At 40.2% G+C, this 22261-nt stretch carries 20 protein-coding genes; 6 read left to right on the top strand and 14 right to left on the bottom strand.

From position 1 onward, the window contains the following. Positions 1-2: 2 nt before the first annotated feature. Entirely contained in the window at positions 3-1022 is a 1020-nt protein-coding gene (gene pheS / locus ABFU83_RS15660) for a phenylalanine--tRNA ligase subunit alpha (RefSeq protein WP_347070230.1), read from the bottom strand. A gap of 102 nt (positions 1023-1124) precedes the next feature. Continuing rightward, positions 1125-1481 carry a hypothetical protein gene (locus ABFU83_RS15655; RefSeq protein WP_347067286.1) on the bottom strand — a complete coding sequence of 119 codons (357 nt, stop codon included), beginning with the start codon at positions 1479-1481 and terminating at the stop codon, positions 1125-1127. 115 nt (positions 1482-1596) lie between these two features. Here ABFU83_RS15655 and ABFU83_RS15650 point away from each other — a divergent pair, with 115 nt between their 5' ends. Beyond that, positions 1597-2130 (top strand): CvpA family protein, encoded by a 534-nt coding sequence (locus ABFU83_RS15650; protein WP_347067285.1) that lies wholly within the window; start codon positions 1597-1599, stop codon positions 2128-2130. 131 nt (positions 2131-2261) lie between these two features. Here the strand turns inward: ABFU83_RS15650 and ABFU83_RS15645 are convergent, their stop codons facing one another. The 9 genes from ABFU83_RS15645 to ABFU83_RS15605 all read right to left on the bottom strand — a co-directional run bounded on the left by ABFU83_RS15645 (position 2262) and on the right by ABFU83_RS15605 (position 12360). Continuing rightward, positions 2262-3050 (bottom strand): hypothetical protein, encoded by a 789-nt coding sequence (locus ABFU83_RS15645; RefSeq protein WP_347067283.1) that lies wholly within the window; start codon positions 3048-3050, stop codon positions 2262-2264. Between the two features lie 376 nt (positions 3051-3426). After that, on the bottom strand, positions 3427-4170 hold the full coding sequence (locus tag ABFU83_RS15640) for a tetratricopeptide repeat protein (protein WP_347067281.1): 744 nt from the start codon (positions 4168-4170) through the stop codon (positions 3427-3429). 5 nt (positions 4171-4175) lie between these two features. After that, positions 4176-5933 (bottom strand): BatD family protein, encoded by a 1758-nt coding sequence (locus ABFU83_RS15635; RefSeq protein ID WP_347067279.1) that lies wholly within the window; start codon positions 5931-5933, stop codon positions 4176-4178. A 55-nt stretch (positions 5934-5988) separates the two neighbouring features. After that, entirely contained in the window at positions 5989-6753 is a 765-nt protein-coding gene (locus ABFU83_RS15630; protein WP_347067277.1) for a tetratricopeptide repeat protein, read from the bottom strand. Then, positions 6753-7787: a VWA domain-containing protein gene (locus ABFU83_RS15625; protein ID WP_347067276.1), complete on the bottom strand. Its 1035-nt coding sequence runs from the start codon at positions 7785-7787 to the stop codon at positions 6753-6755. Before ABFU83_RS15625 ends, ABFU83_RS15630 begins: the two co-directional genes overlap by 1 nt. A 2-nt stretch (positions 7788-7789) precedes the next feature. Next, complete coding sequence (locus tag ABFU83_RS15620) at positions 7790-8791, bottom strand: VWA domain-containing protein (RefSeq protein ID WP_347070229.1); 1002 nt, start codon at positions 8789-8791, stop codon at positions 7790-7792. Next, entirely contained in the window at positions 8791-10413 is a 1623-nt protein-coding gene (locus tag ABFU83_RS15615; protein WP_347067274.1) for a hypothetical protein, read from the bottom strand. The genes ABFU83_RS15620 and ABFU83_RS15615 overlap by 1 nt, the downstream gene beginning before the upstream one ends. A 2-nt stretch (positions 10414-10415) precedes the next feature. Beyond that, positions 10416-11282 (bottom strand): DUF58 domain-containing protein, encoded by an 867-nt coding sequence (locus ABFU83_RS15610; protein WP_347067272.1) that lies wholly within the window; start codon positions 11280-11282, stop codon positions 10416-10418. A 73-nt stretch (positions 11283-11355) separates the two neighbouring features. Further along, the gene (locus ABFU83_RS15605) at positions 11356-12360 is read right to left on the bottom strand and encodes a MoxR family ATPase (RefSeq protein WP_136404041.1); all 1005 of its coding nucleotides are present in this window, start codon (positions 12358-12360) and stop codon (positions 11356-11358) included. 171 nt (positions 12361-12531) lie between these two features. Between ABFU83_RS15605 and ABFU83_RS15600 the strand changes: the two genes are divergently transcribed. Genes ABFU83_RS15600 through ABFU83_RS15585 form a run of 4 tightly spaced genes read left to right on the top strand, consistent with a single transcriptional unit; the run spans position 12532 to position 15775 of the window. After that, positions 12532-13284: an SDR family NAD(P)-dependent oxidoreductase gene (locus tag ABFU83_RS15600; protein ID WP_347067270.1), complete on the top strand. Its 753-nt coding sequence runs from the start codon at positions 12532-12534 to the stop codon at positions 13282-13284. Positions 13285-13299: 15 nt separating this feature from the next. Then, entirely contained in the window at positions 13300-14463 is a 1164-nt protein-coding gene (locus ABFU83_RS15595) for an ATP-binding protein (RefSeq protein WP_347067268.1), read from the top strand. Next, a complete protein-coding gene (locus tag ABFU83_RS15590) occupies positions 14456-15184 on the top strand; it encodes a metallophosphoesterase family protein (protein WP_347067266.1) in 729 nt (242 codons plus the stop codon). The genes ABFU83_RS15595 and ABFU83_RS15590 overlap by 8 nt, the downstream gene beginning before the upstream one ends. Before the next feature lie 42 nt (positions 15185-15226). Beyond that, on the top strand, positions 15227-15775 hold the full coding sequence (locus ABFU83_RS15585; RefSeq protein ID WP_347067264.1) for an autotransporter outer membrane beta-barrel domain-containing protein: 549 nt from the start codon (positions 15227-15229) through the stop codon (positions 15773-15775). A 140-nt stretch (positions 15776-15915) separates the two neighbouring features. On the opposite strand, the gene ABFU83_RS15580 is transcribed toward ABFU83_RS15585, so the two are convergent. The 3 genes from ABFU83_RS15580 to ABFU83_RS15570 all read right to left on the bottom strand — a co-directional run bounded on the left by ABFU83_RS15580 (position 15916) and on the right by ABFU83_RS15570 (position 19291). Beyond that, a complete protein-coding gene (locus ABFU83_RS15580) occupies positions 15916-17463 on the bottom strand; it encodes an aldehyde dehydrogenase family protein (protein ID WP_347067262.1) in 1548 nt (515 codons plus the stop codon). Between the two features lie 116 nt (positions 17464-17579). Beyond that, on the bottom strand, positions 17580-18119 hold the full coding sequence (locus ABFU83_RS15575) for a 3-hydroxyanthranilate 3,4-dioxygenase (RefSeq protein ID WP_347067260.1): 540 nt from the start codon (positions 18117-18119) through the stop codon (positions 17580-17582). A gap of 65 nt (positions 18120-18184) precedes the next feature. After that, positions 18185-19291, bottom strand: coding sequence for an endonuclease/exonuclease/phosphatase family protein (locus ABFU83_RS15570; protein ID WP_347067259.1), 1107 nt, complete (start codon positions 19289-19291; stop codon positions 18185-18187). 138 nt (positions 19292-19429) lie between these two features. Between ABFU83_RS15570 and ABFU83_RS15565 the strand changes: the two genes are divergently transcribed. After that, positions 19430-22246 carry a TonB-dependent receptor gene (locus tag ABFU83_RS15565; RefSeq protein WP_347067257.1) on the top strand — a complete coding sequence of 939 codons (2817 nt, stop codon included), beginning with the start codon at positions 19430-19432 and terminating at the stop codon, positions 22244-22246. Positions 22247-22261: the final 15 nt, after the last annotated feature.

Genomic DNA, 22261 nt, shown 5'->3' with positions numbered 1-22261 from the left:
TTTTAAATGCTGGATTTGAATTGTTCTAAAAACCGGACGTCATTTTCGTAGAACATACGAATGTCTCCGATTTGGTATAACAACATGGCAATTCGTTCGATACCCATACCGAATGCGAATCCGTTGTATTTATCGGCATCGATGCCGCAGTTTTTTAAAACGTTCGGATCGACCATTCCGCATCCCATGATTTCCAACCACCCGGTACCTTTGGTGATACGGTAATCGGTTTCGGTTTTTAATCCCCAGTAAATATCCACTTCAGCACTTGGCTCGGTGAACGGGAAGTAGGATGGACGCAGACGGATTTTCGATTTTCCGAACATCTCTTTGGTGAAATACAACAAGGTCTGTTTTAAATCGGCAAACGAAACATTCTGATCAATATACAAACCTTCCACCTGATGGAAAATACAGTGTGAACGGGATGACACTGCTTCGTTACGGAACACTCTTCCGGGAGAAATGGTTCGGATTGGCGGTTTATTATCTTCCATATAACGCACCTGAACGGACGATGTATGGGTACGCAATAATATATCCGGATTGGTCTGGATAAAGAACGTATCCTGCATATCGCGCGCCGGATGGTATTCCGGTAAGTTTAACGCGGTAAAGTTATGCCAGTCGTCTTCGATTTCCGGACCTTCGGAAACGTTGAATCCGATATTGGAAAAAATATCGACAATCTGATTTTTTACAATTGAAATCGGATGGCGTGATCCGATTACCAATGGTTCTCCCGGACGCGACAAATCGCCGTAAATACCTTTGGTTTCTTCTTTGCTTTCTAAAGCATCCTGAATGGATTTTACTTTATCTTCCGCGGTTGTCTTCAGCAGGTTAATCACCAGACCGAATTCTTTTTTCTGATCGTTGGGAACATTTTTAAATTCGGCAAACAAGTCTTTAAGAAGGCCTTTACTTCCTAAGAACTTGATACGGAATGTTTCCAGGGTTTCTTTATTATCTGTAGTAAAAGCCTGCGCTTCGCTAATGTATTCTTTAATCTTATCAATCATCGTTCTGTCAATAAAGGGCAAATTTACGGATTTTGGATTCAGATTCTACTGCTTTTGCTGATTAATTTACCGGTAAATTGTGCCTTTTGTCCTTTTTTTGTTTTATTCGATCAATCCTTTTTCGAGGAAATAATTTACAATAGCCTCTTTCATCAACACCGATTGTTCACCGGCTTTTAGTGGTGGTAATTGTTCTTTTACCGTATAATGCGGCCAACCGTCTTCATCGAAAAAAGAAAACTCATAGTAACCATAAGGTTCCAACAGACGGCAGATCGCGATATGCATCAGATTGATCTTTTCGTCTTTTTTGAATTTATTTTTAATTTTTCCCAGTTCCTGAACGCCGATCAGGTAAATGATTGCATCCAGATCCAACATTTCGCCATCGGCAAAACGTTCGGATAATATTGTGACCAGCGTATCCCAACGCTGTTTTAATTGTTCGTCTCTTGACATCGTATCTCATTTTAACTTCCCTGTGGAAGTGTTTTATCAAAAATAAGCCGTAAAGATACTAAGTTCCGCTATGCTTTTCTTATTTCTTTTATCTTTGCTTTTTACACTATACTCCATGAGCTTTTTTGACATTCTACTTGCCGCTGTTTTACTATACGGATTTATTCAAGGTTTCCGCCAGGGATTGTTTACTGCGTTTGCGTCGCTGATTTCTTTGATTGTAGGCATTATTCTGGCGATCAAATTTTCGCATCTGGTACGATCGTTTATCGAGAATCATGTTTCCTGGAATCCGAAATATATTGAAGTAACCGCTTTCGGACTTACATTTATCCTCGTTGTTGTGGGCATAATCCTGTTGGCCAAACTATTTACCGGAATTGCCAGTTTTGCGCAAATGGGCTGGTTAAATACGATTGCCGGCGGTGTTTTCGGAATCTTAAAAATGGCTTTAATACTCAGTATTCTGCTCAACCTTTTCCAAAAAATCAACATTAATAATTATTTCCTTTCGCAGGAAACAATGGACAAATCGTTGTTTTACAACCCGATTCAGAAAACCTCTCAACTGATTTTCCCGAGTGTACAGGAATGGTACGAGGATTTTAAAACGATCGATGCCGACAAAGAAACTTCATCGGCATCGTAATGATCACTTCGATTGGTTATTATTATTTTCACAAATATGTGACTTTTTTATTAAAAACAACGGTGCCGATAAAAATTTACTGGCACCATAGTTATGGTCGTGTCTCAAAAAACGGCTTCTTTTTATTATACTTAAATATAGGTAATTGTAATTTTTGACAGCAACTTACCACTCTTATCATCGATTTTTTTTATTTCAACCGGATAGTCGCCGCTATTATACTCGATCTGGGAAGAAATTGTCTTTGAAGCTTCCATCTTGGTTTCGTTATTGTATATTTCCTCCTTGATGCTATTATTTTTTTGATTTAATAGATTCATTTCTCCAAAAAAACATTTAAAGTAAGGGTTCATATTACTATAAGGGTTCTTTTTATCATCATAAACATACTTCTTTTTAATTCTTGACCCCGGTACTTCTCCAATCAGTAACTCTTCTACATTTCCATTTTGGTCAAATTTAAACCTCTCTTTTCGTAATAGTCGCCATAAATCACCTACTTTATGGAATTCTTCTATGCATTTTAAAACCCCTTTTTCATATGTATAATCGGTCTTATAATTTTCATTTGAAATACGAACCAACTTATCGCCTTCATAAATTCCTGTAACACTTTTACTTCTAGGAGTTCCAACCTGATAGTTCGCCTTTGTGATTTTATCACCCGTATACGTGAATTCAAGCTCAATCTTTGTCACTTCAGACAATTCGGATATACCAACCAGTTTATCTTTTTCATAGCTAAAATTCTTTATAACTAAAGTTGTATTACCATCATCATCATACGATTCCTGAATAATGTTTTTCACCTTCATTTCTAATGATTTTTTCACGTCATTACTTTGACTACTGTTACCGCTATCACTGGAACAGGCCGAAACACCTACCAATAAAGCAGTTAAAAATGCTTTTTTTATCATAATTTGTTATTTTGTTACAAACAAAAAAACCAAAAAATTTTTATAGTAACCTTAGTCTATTTTTTAGCTATACAAATCGCAATCGGTTTATTACAAAGGGGTTGTAGGGAGTACTATCAGGAATTTTCGGAAACCTCAAAACACATATAGCACTCATAATAAACACGATAGCGATTCCAAAGTTTTACAAAATATAGCATCAATTAGCATTGATCGTTCCTTTTTTAGAATTCAAAAAGACCGAAAATCAACCAACATATGTCCCATATTGACACAGTTATTCAAAAGCATTCTTATACGAATACCAATACAATACGATTGGGTTATGCTTTGAAGGTATAAAAAATGCCGGTAGTACTACCGGCATCTTATAATCTTATTTTAATTCTTTGATGGCTTCTTTTTCGATCCAACCCTCTTTATCATCGGTCAGCTGAATTTTCCGCCAGTTATCGAGCGATTCGATCACAAAGACTTTGGCACCTTCGTGTAATACAAAAGCATCTGAAGCCGTTGCTTTAGGTTCGCTTTTTACCGGAACAACCTCAGCAAAAACAATAGCCGGTCGTTCGCTGTTATAATTATCTTTTTCTGCAATAGCCGCCGATACACTGATCAGCATCGATACTAGTACGACAAACATTCCGAAGAAAAAGATTCGCTTTACTATGGTTTGACTGGCAAAATAATAACCAATAAAACACAACAGAAAAAAAACAGCTGATCCAACGGCAATCCAGGCCCATTCTTCATAATGGAATACATCCAACAGATCGTTTAGCATTTTGGAAAAGCCAACTTTCGGCACGATTTTAATCTCATCGATGGTCATTTTCTGTGCAAAATGCAGATTGGTCTGCGCCGCATGATCTTTCGGATTGAGCAACAACGCCTTTTCATAATTGTAAATAGCTGGTGCTACTTTATGCATCTTATAATAGGCATTCCCCAAGTTAAAATACAACTCCGACGATTGTTTTCCGGATTGAACCACCTGTTCGTAACTGGCGGCCGCTTCCTCGTATTTTTCTTTTTTATAGAAATCATTTCCTTTTTCAAAAGCAGTCTGTGCCCAAAATACCTGGGAAACGAAAAGGACGATATACAATAGCTTTTTCATAGCGATTAGTTCGTGATTTGTTTTTCCAGTCCGGAAATTACGGTTACAGCTTTATCATAATCCTGTTGCATGGTACCCACCGAAGCCGGTGTATAGCGTGCAAACTCACAACTATCCATCAATCCTAAAAAGTTTTGAACCGTTTCGGGCGTTGCTTTTCGGGACAATAGCAATTCCTGAATATTTTCTTTACTCATCTCCGATGTTTCAATATGCAATTTCGCTTTTAAGAAATTATGCAAGGCTTTTTCCATTGCCACATAAAAGGCTTCTTTATTCCCCATTTGTTTATTGGCTTCCGACAGGAATCGTTTGGCCAGTTTATTGGACTGACGGATTTTATTTCCAACCACATCACCATCGATCGCTTCTTTTTTCTTACGGGCCAATACAATTATCGGAATGATCAGGAATGGCGCCATCAATAAGGAATAGAACAAACCGGAACCTAAGAATTCTTTTTGATGGATACTGGTCAGATTGGTTTTTAGTTTGATAAACTGAAACTGATCGTTTGCCACCACACTTTGTTTTCCGGGTAAGGAAGCCACCTGGTTATCACCTGAAGTTGGCGACGGCCCGTCCACTACATTGATCATTATTTCCGGCGAATTGATCGTCTTATATTTATTGGCACTCAGATCGAAATACGAAAACACCATTGGTTTAATCAGATAATTTCCTTTGTATTGCGGAATGATTGCATAGGTATCCGACACTTCGCCCTGCATACCGGAAAGCGGTGTGGTTACTTTTTCTTTATGCTCCGGATCGTACATTTCCAATGCACTTGGGACTACCGGTTTTGGAAGATTAAACAATTTCAGGTTTCCTTTTCCGGAAACACTCACCACCAGATTCAGTGATTCGCCTGCTTTTAATGTGGTTTTCGATGGTGTAACTTTAAAGTCGAAATCACCAACTGCGCCGGTAAAATCGATAGGTTTTCCGGCTTCCGGTAAGGTGCGTACATTAATCGATTTGGCTCCGGCCGAAACGGTTTTATTACCGCTGGCATATTCCATACGTCCGAAGAAATCCCGACGTCCGGTTGGCAAGTCGACTTCGATGTCCAGTGAAAGCGGTTCTATTTCGAGTTTTCCGGCTTTTTGCGGATATAACACCGTTTTACGCAACACCACATAACGATAGTCTTCACCGTTGTATTTTCCGTTTTCCACAACCAGTTTTTTGATATCGATATTCTGACTCCAGAAATCGTTATATTTCGGACTGGCCATTTCGCGCCAGTTTCTCACACTGGCGGTGTTACTCACATATAATTTATACACTACCGTTATCGGTTCGTTGATATACGGATTGGTTTTGGAAATTTCGGCTACCAGATGAATTCCCTCGCCCGTTTTTTGTTGCGGATAATACGGATTTACTTCTTCCTGTACCGCATTGGTAACCATTACTTTTACCGGATTCGTTTTATAAATTTTCCCATCGATTTCGATAGAAGCCGGTTTAATGATGGCCGGTCCTTTTTTTAACGGCATCAGAAAATAGGAAAAGGATTTATTAAATGATTTTTTTCCGTTAATCCACGAATAGCTCACCGCCTGATTCGGGCCACCTACAACCCGGAATCCTTCAAAAGCCGGTGGGCTGAAATTATCCCCGTCTTCGTTCATTGTAAAATCAATACGAAGGCGTTCGTTAATCCCAAGGGTATTCTTACTCACGGTTGCTTCAAACTGCACCTGAGCAAAAAGCCCCTGAAAGCATAATAATAGCAGAAAAATAACTCTATTCATTGTTGTTTTGTGTCACTACTTTAGTTTGTCCGACAAGGTATACTTTTTTGTCCGATTACCAATCTTTTTCATTTTTAACAGGACTTCCTTTGACCTCTCTGGCCTTCACTTTGTCCTGAATTTTTTTCTCTTCATTATTTAAAGCGTCCAGGAGGTTTTCCATTCGTTGTTTGGAAGCACCACTTGGTTTTGGCTGGGCGTTCGGTTTGTCTTTATCGCCTTTATCTCCGTTTTTGTCTTTCGGATCACCTTTATCGTCTTTTTTATCCTGACCTTTATCTTTATTCTGGTCTTTTTTATTGTCGCCTTTATCTTTGTTTTTATCCTTATCTTTCTGATCCTGTTGCTCTTTATTCTTATCCTTGTTTTTGTCTTTATTATTATTTTTCGGCGGATTTTCTTTTAACTTCTGTTTGGCCAACGCATAATTATAACGGGTTTCCTCGTCATACGGATTATTCCGCAACGCATCTTTATAGGCTTCCACCGCTCCCGAATAGTTTTTTTCCAACATAAAGACATTACCAAGGTTATGCATCGCTTTATGTTTTTGCTTTTTCCCTTTGGCATTTTCAATCGCCTTCATATACGCAAACTTCGCTTCCCCGGGTTGGTTTTGCCTGTAAATGGCATTACCGAGATTATAGGATGAAGTCGCTCGTGTTGGCACTTTAGATTGCGAGATACGATAATCTGCTTCGGCTTCCGAATAGTTTTTTTCGCCGAACGCTTCATTGCCGCGCGGCAGATTCCGGTCTTTGACCTGAGCCGCCATTACCAATGAAAACAACAGAAAATAACAACTAAACCACTTCTTCATTATTCTTTTTCATTAAATAAATTCAACTTTTTAACCCAGGCTGTTTTGCGTTCCAGCAGGAAAACGTCCAATAATAACAGTACCAATGCGATTCCTAAAAACCATTGGTATTGCGATTGGAAATCGGCTATCTGCTGACTTTCGAAGTCGGTTTTTTCCAGATTGTCCAATCCATTTTTCACGAACTCCACCACTTCTTTGGTATTTCCGCCGTACACATAACCGCCACTGGCGCTTTTTGCGATATTTTTCAAGGTTTCCGGATACAACTTTGTTACTACGGTTTCGCCTTTGGAATCTTTTTTATAACCTTCAATTTTCCCATGATTTCGCAATGGAATCGGCCCGCCTTTTTCGGTTCCGACACCAATGGTCAGGATTTTGATGCGTCTTTTTTGAGCTTCTTCCACCGCATCTTCAAAACCGTCGCCGTGATCTTCCCCATCGGAAATCAACACGATTAGTTTACTCGTTTGCGGATCGTCAAAATAAGACGTTGCCAATTTAATTGCTTCAGACAATGCAGTTCCCTGCGACGACACCATATCGGTATTCATACTTTGCAGGTACATCTTCGCTACACTATAATCGGTTGTAATCGGCAAAACCGGATACGCACTTCCGGCGTAGCCTACAATCCCGATACGGTCACTTCCCAATTGGTTGATAATCTGCGAAACCAACTGCTTACTCTTTTCCAGACGATTGGGTGCAATATCTTCCGCCAGCATACTTTTAGAAATATCCACGGCAAAAACGATGTCCACTCCCTGACGTTTTACGGTTTCCATTTTGGTTCCGATTTTCGGGTTGACCAAAGCCAGAATGATTCCCGCCAATGCCAATAGTAACACCACCAGTTTTAATACCGGTTTAAAAATGGATTTCTCCGGGCTTAATTTTTTAATCAGATCGAGATCACCGAATTGTTTTTGCTTTTTCCGTTTCCAATAGAGATTGATCAGGAAAAGGACTACCAAAAACGGTATGACGCCCAACAGGTAAAAATATTTTGGTTCTTCAAATTGCCACATAATCAGATAAAACTTCTAAAAATAGTTTTTCGTAATAAAATTTCCAAAACCAGTAAGCCTAAGGCCAGGAATACAAGCGGTCTGTATTTCTCATCGTAGTTGAAATAGCGCATTTCTTCTATTTCGGTTTTTTCCAGTTTATTGATTTCGTTATAGATATTTTCCAGACTTTTATTACTGGTTGCTCTAAAGTATTTTCCATCGGTGGTTGCTGCGATTTCTTTCATCAGCTTTTCATCGATTTCCACCTGCATCATACGGAACAAAAACTGTCCGTTTGGCGCGATCGCATATGGAAACTCCGCCATACCGTTCGTTCCGATTCCGATCGTATAAACTTTAATGCCATACTCTTTCGCGATTTCGGACGCCATTCGCGGATCGATAAACCCGGCATTGTTCACACCATCGGTTAACAGGATCACCACTTTACTTTTGGCTTTACTATCTTTTAATCGGTTTACCGCAGTTGCCAATCCGACACCAATTCCGGTTCCGTCCTGTAATACGTTATCGTACTTCACCCCTTTTAAAGCTTCAAGCACCACGGCTTTATCACTGGTTACCGGCGTTTTGGTATAACTTTCGGCGGCATACACCACCAATCCGATCCGGTCGTTCGGACGTTCTTTTACAAACTCGGAAGCTACTCGTTTCAGCGCTTCCATTCGGTTTGGTTTTAAATCTTTGGCCAACATACTTCCGGAAACGTCGATTGCCATTACAATATCGATTCCGCTGGTCGTACGGGTTTTATTGGTTACATCGGTCGACTGTGGACGTGCCAGAGCGACTATCATTGCGCTTAACGCCAGTAGGCGCAGCACAAACAACAACGGTTTTAACTTTGGTAAAATCGAGGTTGTTCCTTTAAATCCTTTAACCGAACTGATTTTTAAGGTTGCCGACTGTTTATTTCTTTTCCAGAAATACCATGCGATTACCACTGGCAATACCAAAAACAGCCAAAAAAACTCGGGATGTAAAAAAGAGATATTCTTCATCATTCGGTTACTTTTCTAAGTTCAATGGATTTCACAATCCTGTCGGCTATTTCTTTTGCATTCTCATCTCCTTCGCGGTATACCAGAGCAATTTCCTGTATTCCGAATTTCTGGGAGAAGATAATAATCTGATATTCCATTCGTTCGTCTTCATTTTTCGCCGGATTAAAGATCGTCATGGTTCCATAACCTCTTTTTCCGGTAAATCCGTCTTTGATTTCAAAGTCGTCTGTTTTAACGATAATTCCTTTGGCGCCGACCGTTTTTTCAAAACGGGCAATATTCTCATTCAAAATCGCGTCGTTATCGGCTTGTAGCGAATCTTTAAACGTGGTTGTATTGATCGCAATGCTAAAATTATCGATCAGACTTCCGTACAGGAATTTCTGAGTCGATTTAATATTAGCCGGTAAATTCGTCTGAACGCGTTCGTCGTTAAATCGTTTTAGCACTTTTGGCGTTTCGATGATCACCGATGGTTCGCCGTATTCACTTTTTACCCATTCACCTTTTAACAGGTCTTTGGTACTGTGTCCGATAAGTTTGTCTTTAACAAAATCCAATCCGTCGGTCGACAGGAAGTAAGTGAATGCCGCAATAAAGAGTACAAGACTAGTCCCTGTTGCAATCAGAATGCGGCGTACTTTTTGTTGTTTGATTAGGCGTTCTTTTCGCAAGCGCTCGTCTACAATCGCCTGTTCCACTTCTTTCGGGATGGATTTTTCGATCGTAAAGATGATTCCTTCAATATTTTTACGGTCGGAAGCAATTTCGAAATCCAGCGGTTTGGATTTGGCGAATTTTACCAGATCGGCATTTTTAAGGATCTTTTCAAAAGTTTCAAACGTATCCTTTTTGATACCCATTTTCTTTTTGATCACCGCTTCTTTTAAGGCGGCAAGCAATTCGGCTGTCGTACTTTCCATTGCCGGAACCTGAATGGTTTCCTCAATATAAGTACGTGTAATATCGGTCATTTCGGAATAATAGGATTTCACATCCCCATTTTGCCAAAGCTCTTTTTTCTCCAGATTTTGAAGCAGATTCGTTGCTTTTTCAATAGGTGTCGCATAAATCTCTTCTACTTTTTTGTCTTTGTTCTGATAGCGTTTTAGCAGCCAATTCACTAAAAACCCGGCACCAATTATCAAAGCCAGAATAATACTGTATTTCCAAACGTTGCTGATGGGCTTTTTAACCGTGATCACCGGTTTGATATCATACATCTGTTGTTTGGTTGTATCGACCACTACACCCATAACCTGAATCGCAAGCGAATCGGTCAGGAATTGTTTGTTATTGATGATCACCGGTAATTGCGGTACGGTATATTTTCCGGTATCAAACTGCGTCAGGCCATATCTTTTGATAAGCTCATATTGGTTTGCCTTTTTGATGGTATCCACCGGATAGGATTCCAGTACTTCCAGATAGCCAAATGTTTTGCTATCCGGGAAGTAGACCTGCGTCGTACTGTCGACCGTTGTTTTTAACGTCAGGTTAAACTGCGATCCTATTTTGATTTTTGTCGAATCGACCGTAGCCTGCACCGGTTTTTGCTGTGCGAAAACCACAGTACCGAGCAGTAGAAACAGCAGTATGTAAAACTTATTCTTTATCATTTCTAGGTTCTTGCTTTAAAATAACCCAATAATTTGGTCACATACGATTCGTCCACGCGGGTACTTACCGTTCCGGAGCCACAACGGGAAAATGTTTCTTTAAAATAGTTTACGTTTTCCTGATAATGTTTTTCGTATTCCATCCGAACCGATTTCGAATTAGTATTGACTAATAGTGTTTCGCCTGTTTCAGCATCTTCCATAGGCACCATTCCGATGTTTGGCATTTTTTCTTCGCGGACATCGTATACCCGAACTCCGGTAACATCGTGTTTTTTTCCGGCGATTTTCAGGGTTTGCTCATAATCGGAAGCCATAAAATCGGAAATCACGAATACGATGGCTTTCTTTTTCATCACACCCGACAAAAATTTCAGGGCTTGTGACAAATCCGTTTTTTTACTTTTTGGCGTAAACTCGATTAGTTCGCGGATGATGCGCAACACGTGGGATTTCCCTTTTTTAGGCGGAATAAACAATTCAATCTGATCTGAAAACAGGATCAATCCGATTTTGTCGTTGTTTTGTGTCGCTGAAAAGGCCAGAGTAGCGGCGATTTCGGTTACCACATCATTTTTAAGCTGATTACGGGTTCCAAAACTTTCCGATCCACTGATGTCGACCAGCAACATCATCGTGAGTTCGCGTTCTTCTTCGAAAACCTTGATATACGGTTCATTATAACGTGCCGTTACATTCCAGTCGATCGCACGAACATCGTCGCCAAACTGATACTGGCGGACTTCCGAGAATGTCATCCCCCGTCCTTTAAAGGACGTATGGTATTCGCCCGAAAAGATATGATCGCTCAGTCTCCGGGTTTTGATTTCTATTTTTCGTACTTTTTTTAAAAGTTCTTTGGTATCCATTCTAAGAGTGATTACAGATTAACGATTCGATCCTGATGCCTGGCAAAAGGGGTTAAAATCAGCAATCTATATTCTAAGGCACTTCGATTTCGTTTACAATTTTATTGATGATCTCAACAGAAGTGATGTTTTCGGCCTCTGCTTCGTAGGTAATTCCGATTCTGTGACGCAACACATCGTGAACCACGGCACGCACGTCTTCCGGGATTACATAACCACGGCGTTTGATAAAGGCATAACATTTAGCCGCCGTAGCCAGATTGATACTTCCCCTTGGCGAAGCACCGAAGCTGATTAATGGTTTTAAATCGGCCAGTTTGTATTTTTCAGGATAACGGGTAGCAAAGATGATATCCAGGATGTATTTTTCAATTTTCTCGTCCATATAGACTTCGCGAACCGCTTCCTGCGCTCTCCGGATCTGATCTAACGAAATCACCGCGTTCACTTTTTCGTAGCTTCCTTTCAGGTTTTGACGGATTACCATACGCTCGTCTTCCATTTTAGGATAGTCGATTACCGTTTTTAACATAAAACGATCGACCTGCGCTTCCGGTAACGGATAGGTTCCTTCCTGTTCTACCGGGTTTTGCGTAGCCATTACCAGGAATGGTTTGTCCAGCTTAAAGGTTTCATCGCCAATGGTTACCTGTTTTTCCTGCATGGCTTCCAGTAATGCCGATTGCACTTTTGCCGGTGCCCGGTTGATCTCATCCGCTAATACGAAATTGGCGAAGATCGGTCCTTTTTTTATCGAGAAGTCATTTTGTTTGATATTATAGATCATGGTTCCCACTACATCCGCCGGTAAAAGGTCGGGCGTAAACTGAATTCTGCTGAAAGAACCTTGAACCGCTTGCGACAGGGTATTGATGGCTAATGTTTTTGCCAATCCCGGAACTCCTTCCAAAAGGATATGACCTTGTCCTAAAAGTCCGATTAATAATCGTTCTACCATGTGCTTCTGACCTACAATCACCTTGTTCATCTCCATTGTCAGCAGATCGATAAAAGCACTTTCTCTCTCTATTTTTTCATTAATTGCTCTAATGTCTAAAGTAGCTGTGGTGTCGTCCATTTTTATGTTTTTTTGAGCCGTGAAATTAAATAAGTTATTTTAACACTGCAAATTGAAAATTTATTTAGTGTTTTGTTGTTAACAATTGGTTAAAAGTCTTGGTAACACTTTCATTTTAAGCCTGAATTATGATTTTGTTTTTATATTTTTAAGATCTGAAATTTAATTACCATGAAAACAGTTCTTATCACGGGTGCTACAAGCGGAATCGGAAAAGCGACAGCTGAGCTTTTGGCCCGTCATCAATATCGTCTGATTATCTGTGGACGAAGAAAAGAAATTCTCGAAACATTAGAAAGCGATTTAGCAAAACATACACAAATTACGTCACTTGTCTTTGATGTGAAAGACAAAGATTCGGTTTTTAAAGCCATTTCGTCCCTTCCGGAGGACTTTTCAAAAATCGATATTCTGATCAATAATGCAGGAAATGCTCATGGACTGGATCCGATTCAAACCGGAAACACCGACGATTGGGATGCGATGATCGACATTAACGTAAAAGGATTGTTGTATGTTTCGAAAGCGATAGTACCACAAATGGCCGAACGCAAATCCGGTCATATTATCAACATCGGATCGACCGCCGCAAAGGAAGTTTATCCCAACGGAAACGTTTATTGCGCGAGCAAACATGCTGTAGACGCCATCACTCAAGGCATGCGGATCGACCTGAATGCTTTTGGAATTAAAGTGGGCGGTATTCATCCGGGTATGGTTCACACGGCTTTTTCCGAAGTGCGCTTTAAAGGCGATACCGATCGTGCCGATACCGTATACAAAGGTTTTCAACCCTTACTGGCCGAAGACATCGCGGATATTATCCACTTTGTGATCTCAAGACCGTATCATGTTAACATTGCCGATCTGATGGTATTATCGACCGCTCAGGCTACGTCAACAATCGTAAACAAAATTTTATAACATCCTCTTTATTCGATGATTAACAAGCGCCTGCTTATCAAAAACCTATTGGCTCACAACGATGAGAGCAGCTTCTATGACAAAAAACGTCAGTTGAATCTGCATACCAAAGAAGGCAAGGCAAAGTTTTTAAAACACATCTGTGCGTTATCGAATTCCAACCCGACTAACAATTCCTATATTGTGGTGGGTGTGGAAGATCAGGACAACGAAATTGTAGGCGACGACTTTTTCGACGACAGTCGGATTCAGAATCTGGTCAATGCTTTTTTGGATAATCCACCGCGGATTCAGTATGAAAATGTTCCGTTTCCGCATTTACCAAAAGACAAGGTCGTTGGATTGGTTACGATTCGGCCGACGCATAAAATTTCATCTTTTAAAAAAGCGATATATACCATTCCGGCCAAAGCCATTTTTATCCGTCGGGGGAGCAATTCGATCCCGATTGATGAGCCGGATTTTTTTCAGGAACCTATAGCCAATTCGAATACCGAAACGGTTATCAGTATCGAAAACAACTCCCGCAACAGCATTGAATATACGCTGGAAGGCGTTATCGATTTCATGAACAACCGTCATAAGGATATGAATCCCAAGTATAAGGTTTTCAAGGAATTTTTTATCGTTTGCTGGGCCGGAAACAAAAAGAAAATACGGGATAAGACGTTCTTTTCCCGGGTTGATATCGAGTTAATCAACGAACAGGTCAAACTTTTTTACTCGGCATTAGACGAAGTGACGGTAGACTATACGGACGATTGTTTTAGAATCACCGAATACCTACTATTGGGATTAAACGACAAAACGAGTTATTACCCGTTGGAGCAGGTCAGCATCCGGTTTTATGACAATGGTTACTACAAGATCGACAACCAGATGCTTTTCGAGCCACCGGAATTCAACCGTAAAATGTTATTTCATATTTATAACTCCAATTTAGCATTAATCCGTAAATTGCAAAAAGGTTTACCGTTGTCCGAACGCGAGAATAAAGATCTGGAAAACCTACCCTCGACCCTGATGATCTGTTATCTGAATGGATTTGAAGAGGCCAAACAAAAACTTATTGATGCCAAATTGCTCCTTAAAGCGCATGAAAACCCTACGGTTTATGTGTCGTTTAAAGAAGCCATGCGCATTTTACGAAAAATGAAATACGGAATGAATAATGAGTAGAACGTTAGTTATTGGAGATATACACGGCGGACTGAAAGCGTTACACCAGATCCTGGAACGCGCCGAGGTTACTACAAACGATAAATTAGTGTTTTTAGGCGATTATATTGATGGATGGAGTGATTCGCCTCGTGTAATTGATTTTTTAATTGAACTGGACAAAACCCACGATTGTTTTTTTATCCGCGGCAACCATGAAGAAATGGTTTTACGCTGGTTAATGGCTGGCGACGACAATGCCGAATGGCGTATCCACGGCGGACAATCGACTGTAGATGCCTATCAGGATCTCGACATTCACACCAAAGACCGTCACATAGGTTTTCTGGCGCGTTTAAACGACTATTATATCGACGAACAGGATCGCCTGTATGTTCATGCCGGTTTTACGAATCAGAAAGGGGTTTACTACGAGTTTTTCCGCGGGATGTTCTGTTGGGACCGAACGTTATGGGAAACGGCCATGTCGTTAAATCCGGCGCTATCGAAAGACGATTTGTTTTATCCGAAACGCCTTACGCTATATAAAGAAATCTTTATCGGTCATACACCGGTAACCCGAATTGGCGAAACCGTACCGGTGAACAAAGCCAATGTCTGGAATGTCGATACCGGAGCTGCATTTAAAGGTCGGCTAACGATTATGGACGTGGACACCAAAACGTTTTGGCAAAGTGATCCGTTACACGAGCTTTACGCCAACGAGAAAGGGCGCAACTAAGCGTTTCGTCTGATTTTTATACCTTTGCAAAAATTTTGAAATATGAGAAAACACATTATTCTTTTAGGCGTACTATTGAGCGGCCTTTTTGCCAATGCACAATCCAAGAACGAAGTTAAGGTTAATATTTTAAATACGATCGTACTGGCCTCGGTGGAACTGGGCTATGAGCATTTTCTGGACAATGACCAGTCTATCGGAGTTGAATTCCTGATCAACGACCGTTTTTCCTATACTGCTGAAAAGAGCGGTGGTGCCAAAGAATTTAAAACCAATAGTATTCTGGCTTCCTATAATTTTTATTTCGGAGCTAACGGAGCAAGCAATTCCGGCTATTATGTATCGCCATTTTTAAAATACCGCTTTGGTGATTTTAACGAAAAAGAAGTCATCAACGATGCGGAAGTAACCCTTACGACCGATATGAACAGCTTTATCATCGGTTTCGGAACCGGATACAAATGGGCCTGGAACGATAAATTTGCGATCGCACCCTATGCGAATATTGCGCGTAACTTTAGCAGTGCTGTAAACGATCGTTTTAGCGCGATTGAGTTTAACGCCGGAGTAAGTATCGGGTATCGTTTTTAAATCTATTTAACATCTGACAGGTTTTGGAAACCTGTCAGATGTTAGAAACCGAAATAGCATATCTGATTCTCAGATAGTAGAAACAAAAAAGGGCTGTCTACAAAATTAGACAGCCCTTTTTATATTAAGATTTGTATCGATTATAAATCAAACTTGATACCTTGTGCCAATGGCAACGCGGTTCCGTAGTTGATGGTATTCGTTTGTCTTCTCATATACGCTTTCCACGCATCCGATCCTGACTCACGTCCTCCACCGGTTTCTTTTTCACCACCAAAAGCACCACCGATTTCAGCACCAGATGTTCCGATGTTTACGTTTGCGATACCACAATCTGAACCAGCCTGAGAAAGGAATAATTCCATTTCTCTCATGTTGTTGGTAAAGATCGATGATGACAATCCTTGAGGAACACCATTTTGCATAGCGATCGCCTCTTCGATAGTTGAATATTTCATTACATATAAGATCGGTGCGAATGTTTCTTCCTGAACAATATGGAATTCATTTTTCGCCTCGATGATACATGGTTTTACGTAACATCCGCTTTCGTATCCTTCACCTTCTAAAACACCACCTTCAACGATAATGTTTCCACCTTCCTGTTTTGCTTTTTCAATAGCATTCAGGTAATCGTTCACCGCACCTTTGTCGATTAGCGGTCCAACGTGGTTGTTCGAATCCAATGGATTTCCGATTTTTAACTGTCCGTATGCATTTTTCAATACGTTGATCGTTTTGTCGTAAACACTTTCGTGAACGATTAAACGTCTTGTAGAGGTACAACGTTGTCCGGCAGTTCCTACCGCTCCGAATACCGCCCCTACCAATACCATACTGATATCGGCATGTTCTGAAACGATAATGGCGTTGTTTCCACCTAATTCAAGGATTGTATTTCCGAAACGTTCCGCTACGGTTTTCGATACGTGACGTCCGATTCTTGTAGAACCTGTGAACGATACTAATGGAATACGCTTATCATTGTTGATCAAATCACCAGACTCGTTTCCGACTACTAAACAGCTAACACCTTCTGAAACATTGTTGTTACGCAATACTTCTGTAATAATGTTTTGACAAGCTACGGCACACAAAGGTGTTTTTGAACTTGGTTTCCAGATACAAACGTCTCCACAAACCCAAGCCAACATTGAATTCCAGCTCCATACCGCTACCGGGAAGTTAAACGCCGAGATAATCCCTACCACTCCAAACGGATGCCATTGCTCATACATTCTGTGCATTGGTCTTTCGGAATGCATAGTTAAACCGTAAAGCTGACGGGATAATCCTACTGCGAAATCACAGATATCGATCATTTCCTGAACTTCACCCAAACCTTCCTGAAGGCTTTTACCCATTTCATACGAAACCAGTTTCCCCAGAGGCTCTTTATATTTTCTAAGTGCTTCACCCATTTGACGCACAATTTCGCCTCTTTTCGGAGCCGGGATCAATCGCCATTCTTTAAACGCCTCTTCAGCCGTTTTCATGGCTGCTTCGTAATCTTCTTTAGTGGATGATTTTACTTTTCCGATTAATTCTCCGGTTGCAGGAGAATAGGATTCGATAATTTTACCATTTGAAAACCAGTTTGAACCGGTTGATGTTCCTTCGTTTATTTCTTTAAGCCCTAATTGTTGTAGTGCTTCCTGAATACCGAATTGGTCAATTGCTGTTGCCATTATTCTAAGTTATTTTCGTGTGTTTTTATTTTTCACAAAGTTACTGTTTTTTGTTTAGGATTATAAAGGATTAACTTTTACGCTTCTGTTTCCGCAACAATAACCTTTGTGTTTTTCTATTTTTTTGCGACAAAACGCGGATCGGATTCCATCACGGTTCCACATTTCTCACAGGTTCGCAAGGTTTCCGAATTGTAAAAATGCTGGAAATGCGGCAAGAAGTCTTTTTCAATATCTTTTAATTCAAAATAGACTTCGTATAGTTTATGGTTGCAATTATCGCAATGCCATAACAGTCCGTCGGTAAATCCTTTTCCGGCTCTTTTCCGTTCGATCACCAGTCCGATGGAACCTTCGCTTCTCACTGGCGAATGTGGCACTTTTGCCGGATGCAAATACATATCGCCTGCTTTGAGTGGCATTTCCTTACGTTCGCCATCTTCCTGAATTACGATTTTGATATCACCTTCCAATTGGTAGAAGATTTCTTCCGTTTCGTTATAATGATAGTCTTTACGCGCATTGGGACCGGCCACGATCATTACAATAAAATCGTTGGCGTCTACGTATATATTTTTATTACCAACCGGCGGTTTTAACAAATGCCGGTTCTCATTAATCCACTGATTAAGATTAAAAGGGGGTTGGATAGCCATAGGTTGAATGTTTGTACTAAAGTACAAAAAAGGAAAAAGGCAGGTAAAAAAACCTGCCTTTATTATTACTTCGCTTCTTTAATCAGATAAATGTACACCGGAAAATGGTCACTAAATCCGACTTCTCCATTGGAGTTACGCAGCGGATAGCCTTTATACTGTCCGGAACTCTGGATCAGATATGGTTTGTTAAACACCCCTGCTTTCCAGAAACGCAATGACGAATAATCTTTACGGATCAACGGTTCGCTGATGATAATCTGGTCGAATAAATCCCATGCATCACGGTAGGCCAATGTTCCGATACCGTCTTTCGACATTTGCTCCATCGGGTTAAACATACCGAATTCTTTCACGTCCTCTTTTTTTCCTTTCGCACCTAAAGCTTCTTTTACACTCTTATTATAAGGACCATCGTTTAAGTCGCCCATAGTAATTACTTTCGCATTCGGGTTGATTCGGTAAAGGGAATCGATAATTTTTTTATTTAAAGCGCCGGCCGCTTCACGGAACGGGCTACTTTTTTTCTCACCTCCGGAACGTGACGGCCAGTGATTTACGATAACACTGATTTCTTCCCCATCCAATAATCCGGTAACCAATAACTGGTCACGGGTATAGATTCTTCTGGTTTTCACATCAAGGTTTACGTTTTCTTCCACCTTATCATCACCTTCTTCTTTGGCTTTTTTATTTAACCCTTGCTCGTTTTCATATATATATAATGGTATATTTTTATAGCTTAACGGTCTGAAGTGTTTTTTCTGATATAAAAAGCCCACGTCGATTCCCCTTTTGTCCGGAGAGTCAAAGTGAATCACCCCATAATCTTTTTCGATCATTCCCGGTTGTTTCACTAAATCTTCCAATACCCCTCTGTTTTCCACTTCGGCACATCCTACGATAACCGGAGCGTATGGATTTTCACCGGTTCCGATTTCCGGAATAACGCGGCTCAAATTAGCCAGTTTTTTCTGATACTTTGCTCTAGTCCAGTGTTGTGTCCCGTTAGGCAACCACTCCTCATCATTGTTCGGCCCATTGATTGTATCAAACAGGTTTTCCAGGTTGTAGAAGGCCACAGTGTAGACTTTGAATTTTTTGTTTTGCGCGTAAATCCCATTAAATGAGAAACATACAATTAAAAGCGCGATGAAATTTCTAATTTTCATGTAAAGTATATTAAATTAACATCAAGTTTGAGACAAACTCCGGGCCAAAAGTAAATAATATTATTAAAAGATGTACATTTGCAGGCTGTTAAGTTTTTATTAAGACTTGGCAAACAAAAAATTAACTTAATTTTATTTATGAAAAAACTTGTATTTAGTATTTTATTTGTACTGCAAGCCGTTTTTGTTTGGTCACAACACTCCCCAGCACTAAAGGGAAAAGTTGTTGATTCTAAAACGCAAAAACCATTAAGAAATGTTGTTGCGACCATCACAAGCACCAACCAGTCTGCTTTAACCGATGCAACTGGGGTTTTCTCTTTCGATGTAGCAACTGAAGGACAACAAACGTTAACTGTAGGAAGTACCGGGTACACCACCCAGACTTATACACTTAGCATTGTGAAAGGACAATCTTTGGATTTGGGTGTGGTTTTCTTAGAAGAAGACATCACATCGGAACAACAACTAAGCTTGATCACCATCACAGAAAACGATCTTGGAGATGACAACAGTGGTTCTGAGAGTACTGCAGGTTTGCTACAGGCATCCCGTGACACTTACCAACAAGCTGCTGCTTTCAACTGGGGTCAGGCAAGATTCCGAATCAGAGGTTTGGACAACGAGTATGGTACTACTATGATTAATGGTATCGTAATGAACAAACTTTTTGACGGAAGACCACAGTGGAGTAACTGGGGAGGTCTTAATGACGCGACTCGAAACCAGGAATTCACAATGGGATCGGCTCCTTCCGACTATACTTTTGGTAACATTTTAGGTACGCAAGAGATAAACACTAGAGCTTCTTTTTACCGTCCGGGAACGCGTGTTTCGTTTTCAGGAACAAATTCAAACTACAGCTGGAGAACTATGGCTACCTATGCTTCCGGAATGAACAAAGACGGATGGGCATTTGTGGTTTCCGGATCCAGAAGATGGGCTAAAGAAGGTTACTTCGAAGGAACAGATTATTCTGCTAACTCCCTTTTTGCCAGTATTGAGAAAAAATTCAACGACAAACATAGCATCAACTTTACTTCTATCTACGCACAAAACAGCAGAGGTAAAAATTCACCAAACACTCAGGAAGTTACGGACTTAATGGGAACAGAGTACAACTCGTATTGGGGATGGCAAAATGGCAAAAAGAGAAACTCAAGAGACAAAAACGTTGATGAGCCTATCTTAATGTTAAGCCACTACTGGAAAATCAATGAGCGAAACACGTTAAACACGAATATTTCTTACCAATCAGGAGGAATCGGGAATTCCAGATTAGACTATAATGGAGGAAACAACCCTGATCCTACTTACTACAAAAACTTACCAAGTTATTATTTAAACTTACACAATATTCCAGCTGACGGTTCTTTACCAACGCATACTCCAAACTATGCACAGGCTGAAATCGCAAGAGTGGATTTCATCAACAACAGCCAGATCAACTGGGAGAGAATGTACCATGCCAACGACATCAACAAACGTAGTATCTACGCTTTATATGAAGACCGTATGGAAGATGTTACCTGGACTGCAAACTCCATCTTAAATTCACAATTATCGGATAACATTACTTTAAATGCAGGAATCAACTTCCGTTCATTAAAATCAGAAAACTTCCAGAAAATGTTAGATCCACTGGGAGATTATGGATTTATGGATACCGATTTATTCTACGAAGGAAACGGATTCACTGCTGGTCAGTCTCAAAGTGACTTAAACAACCCGAACCGTGTTGTTAACGCGGGTGATCGTTACGGATACAACTACATCATGCGCGCTATCGTTGCGGATGCCTTTACTCAGTTTAAATTTACTTACAACAAATTCGATTTCTATTTAGCACAAACATTCTCTCAGACAAGATACCAGAGAGAAGGTCTTTACAGAAACGGATTATACGCCGACAACTCGTACGGAAAAAGCGACAAGTTAGAGTTTAACAACTACGGTTTCAAAGGAGGTCTTACCTACAAAATTACAGGTAAGCACATGTTAAGTGTTAACGCTGCTTATATGACTAAAGCGCCAATGCTAAGAAATGCATTCAACAATGCTCGTTTAAACAACAGTATCGTTAGCGGATTAGACGATGAGAAGATTTCAAGTGTTGATGCAAGTTATATCATCAGAGCACCAAAATTAAAAGCACGTTTAACCGGATTCTACTCTAAAATCGAAGACGCTACTAAAGTTGGTTTCTTCTATGCAGAAGGTTTAGGAGCGATCGAAGATGGTGGTAACGACAGTGAAAATGACTTCGTGGCTGAGATTACTAAAAACATCGACAAACAAAACATCGGTTTAGAGTTAGGTTTAGAGTACCAATTATCTAAAACAATTAAAGTTACCGGTTCTGCTTCATATGGTCAATACATCTACAGCAACAACCCAACAGTATTGCTTAACATCGATTCACGTCAGGCAGCTGGGCTTAACCCAATTGTTAACTTCGGAGATTCGTACCTTAAAAACTACAGACAAGGTGGTATGCCGCAACAGGCTTACTCACTTGGAATTGAATATAGAGATCCTAAATTCTGGTGGATCGGAGCTAATGCCAACTACTTAGACGACAGTTATGTTGAAGTAGATCCATTGATCCGTACCAACAACTTCTTTATGCAACCTGGAGGTTCTGGAGTATCGTATCCGGAAGTTACCGAAGACAGAGCACGTCAATTATTAAGCCAGGAGAAATTCGATTCTTTCATGTTGGTTAACCTTACAGGTGGTAAATCATGGAGAATTCACGGAAACACTTTAGGTTTTTTTGCAAGTGTTAACAACATCTTTGATGTTACTTACAAAACAGGAGGTTTCGAACAAGCAAGAAACGCGAACTACAGAGAGTTAAATATGGATTATGCCAGTGGTACCCGTTCTTTCGGATCGAAATATTTCTACGGTTATGGCAGAACGTATTTCGTAAATGTTTACTTAACATTCTAATTTAAACCAGTAAAG

The sequence above is a fragment of the Flavobacterium sp. WV_118_3 genome (genome assembly GCF_039778605.1).
Classification (GTDB): Bacteria; Bacteroidota; Bacteroidia; order Flavobacteriales; family Flavobacteriaceae; genus Flavobacterium.
This window is presented reverse-complemented; position numbering and strand designations above follow the sequence as displayed.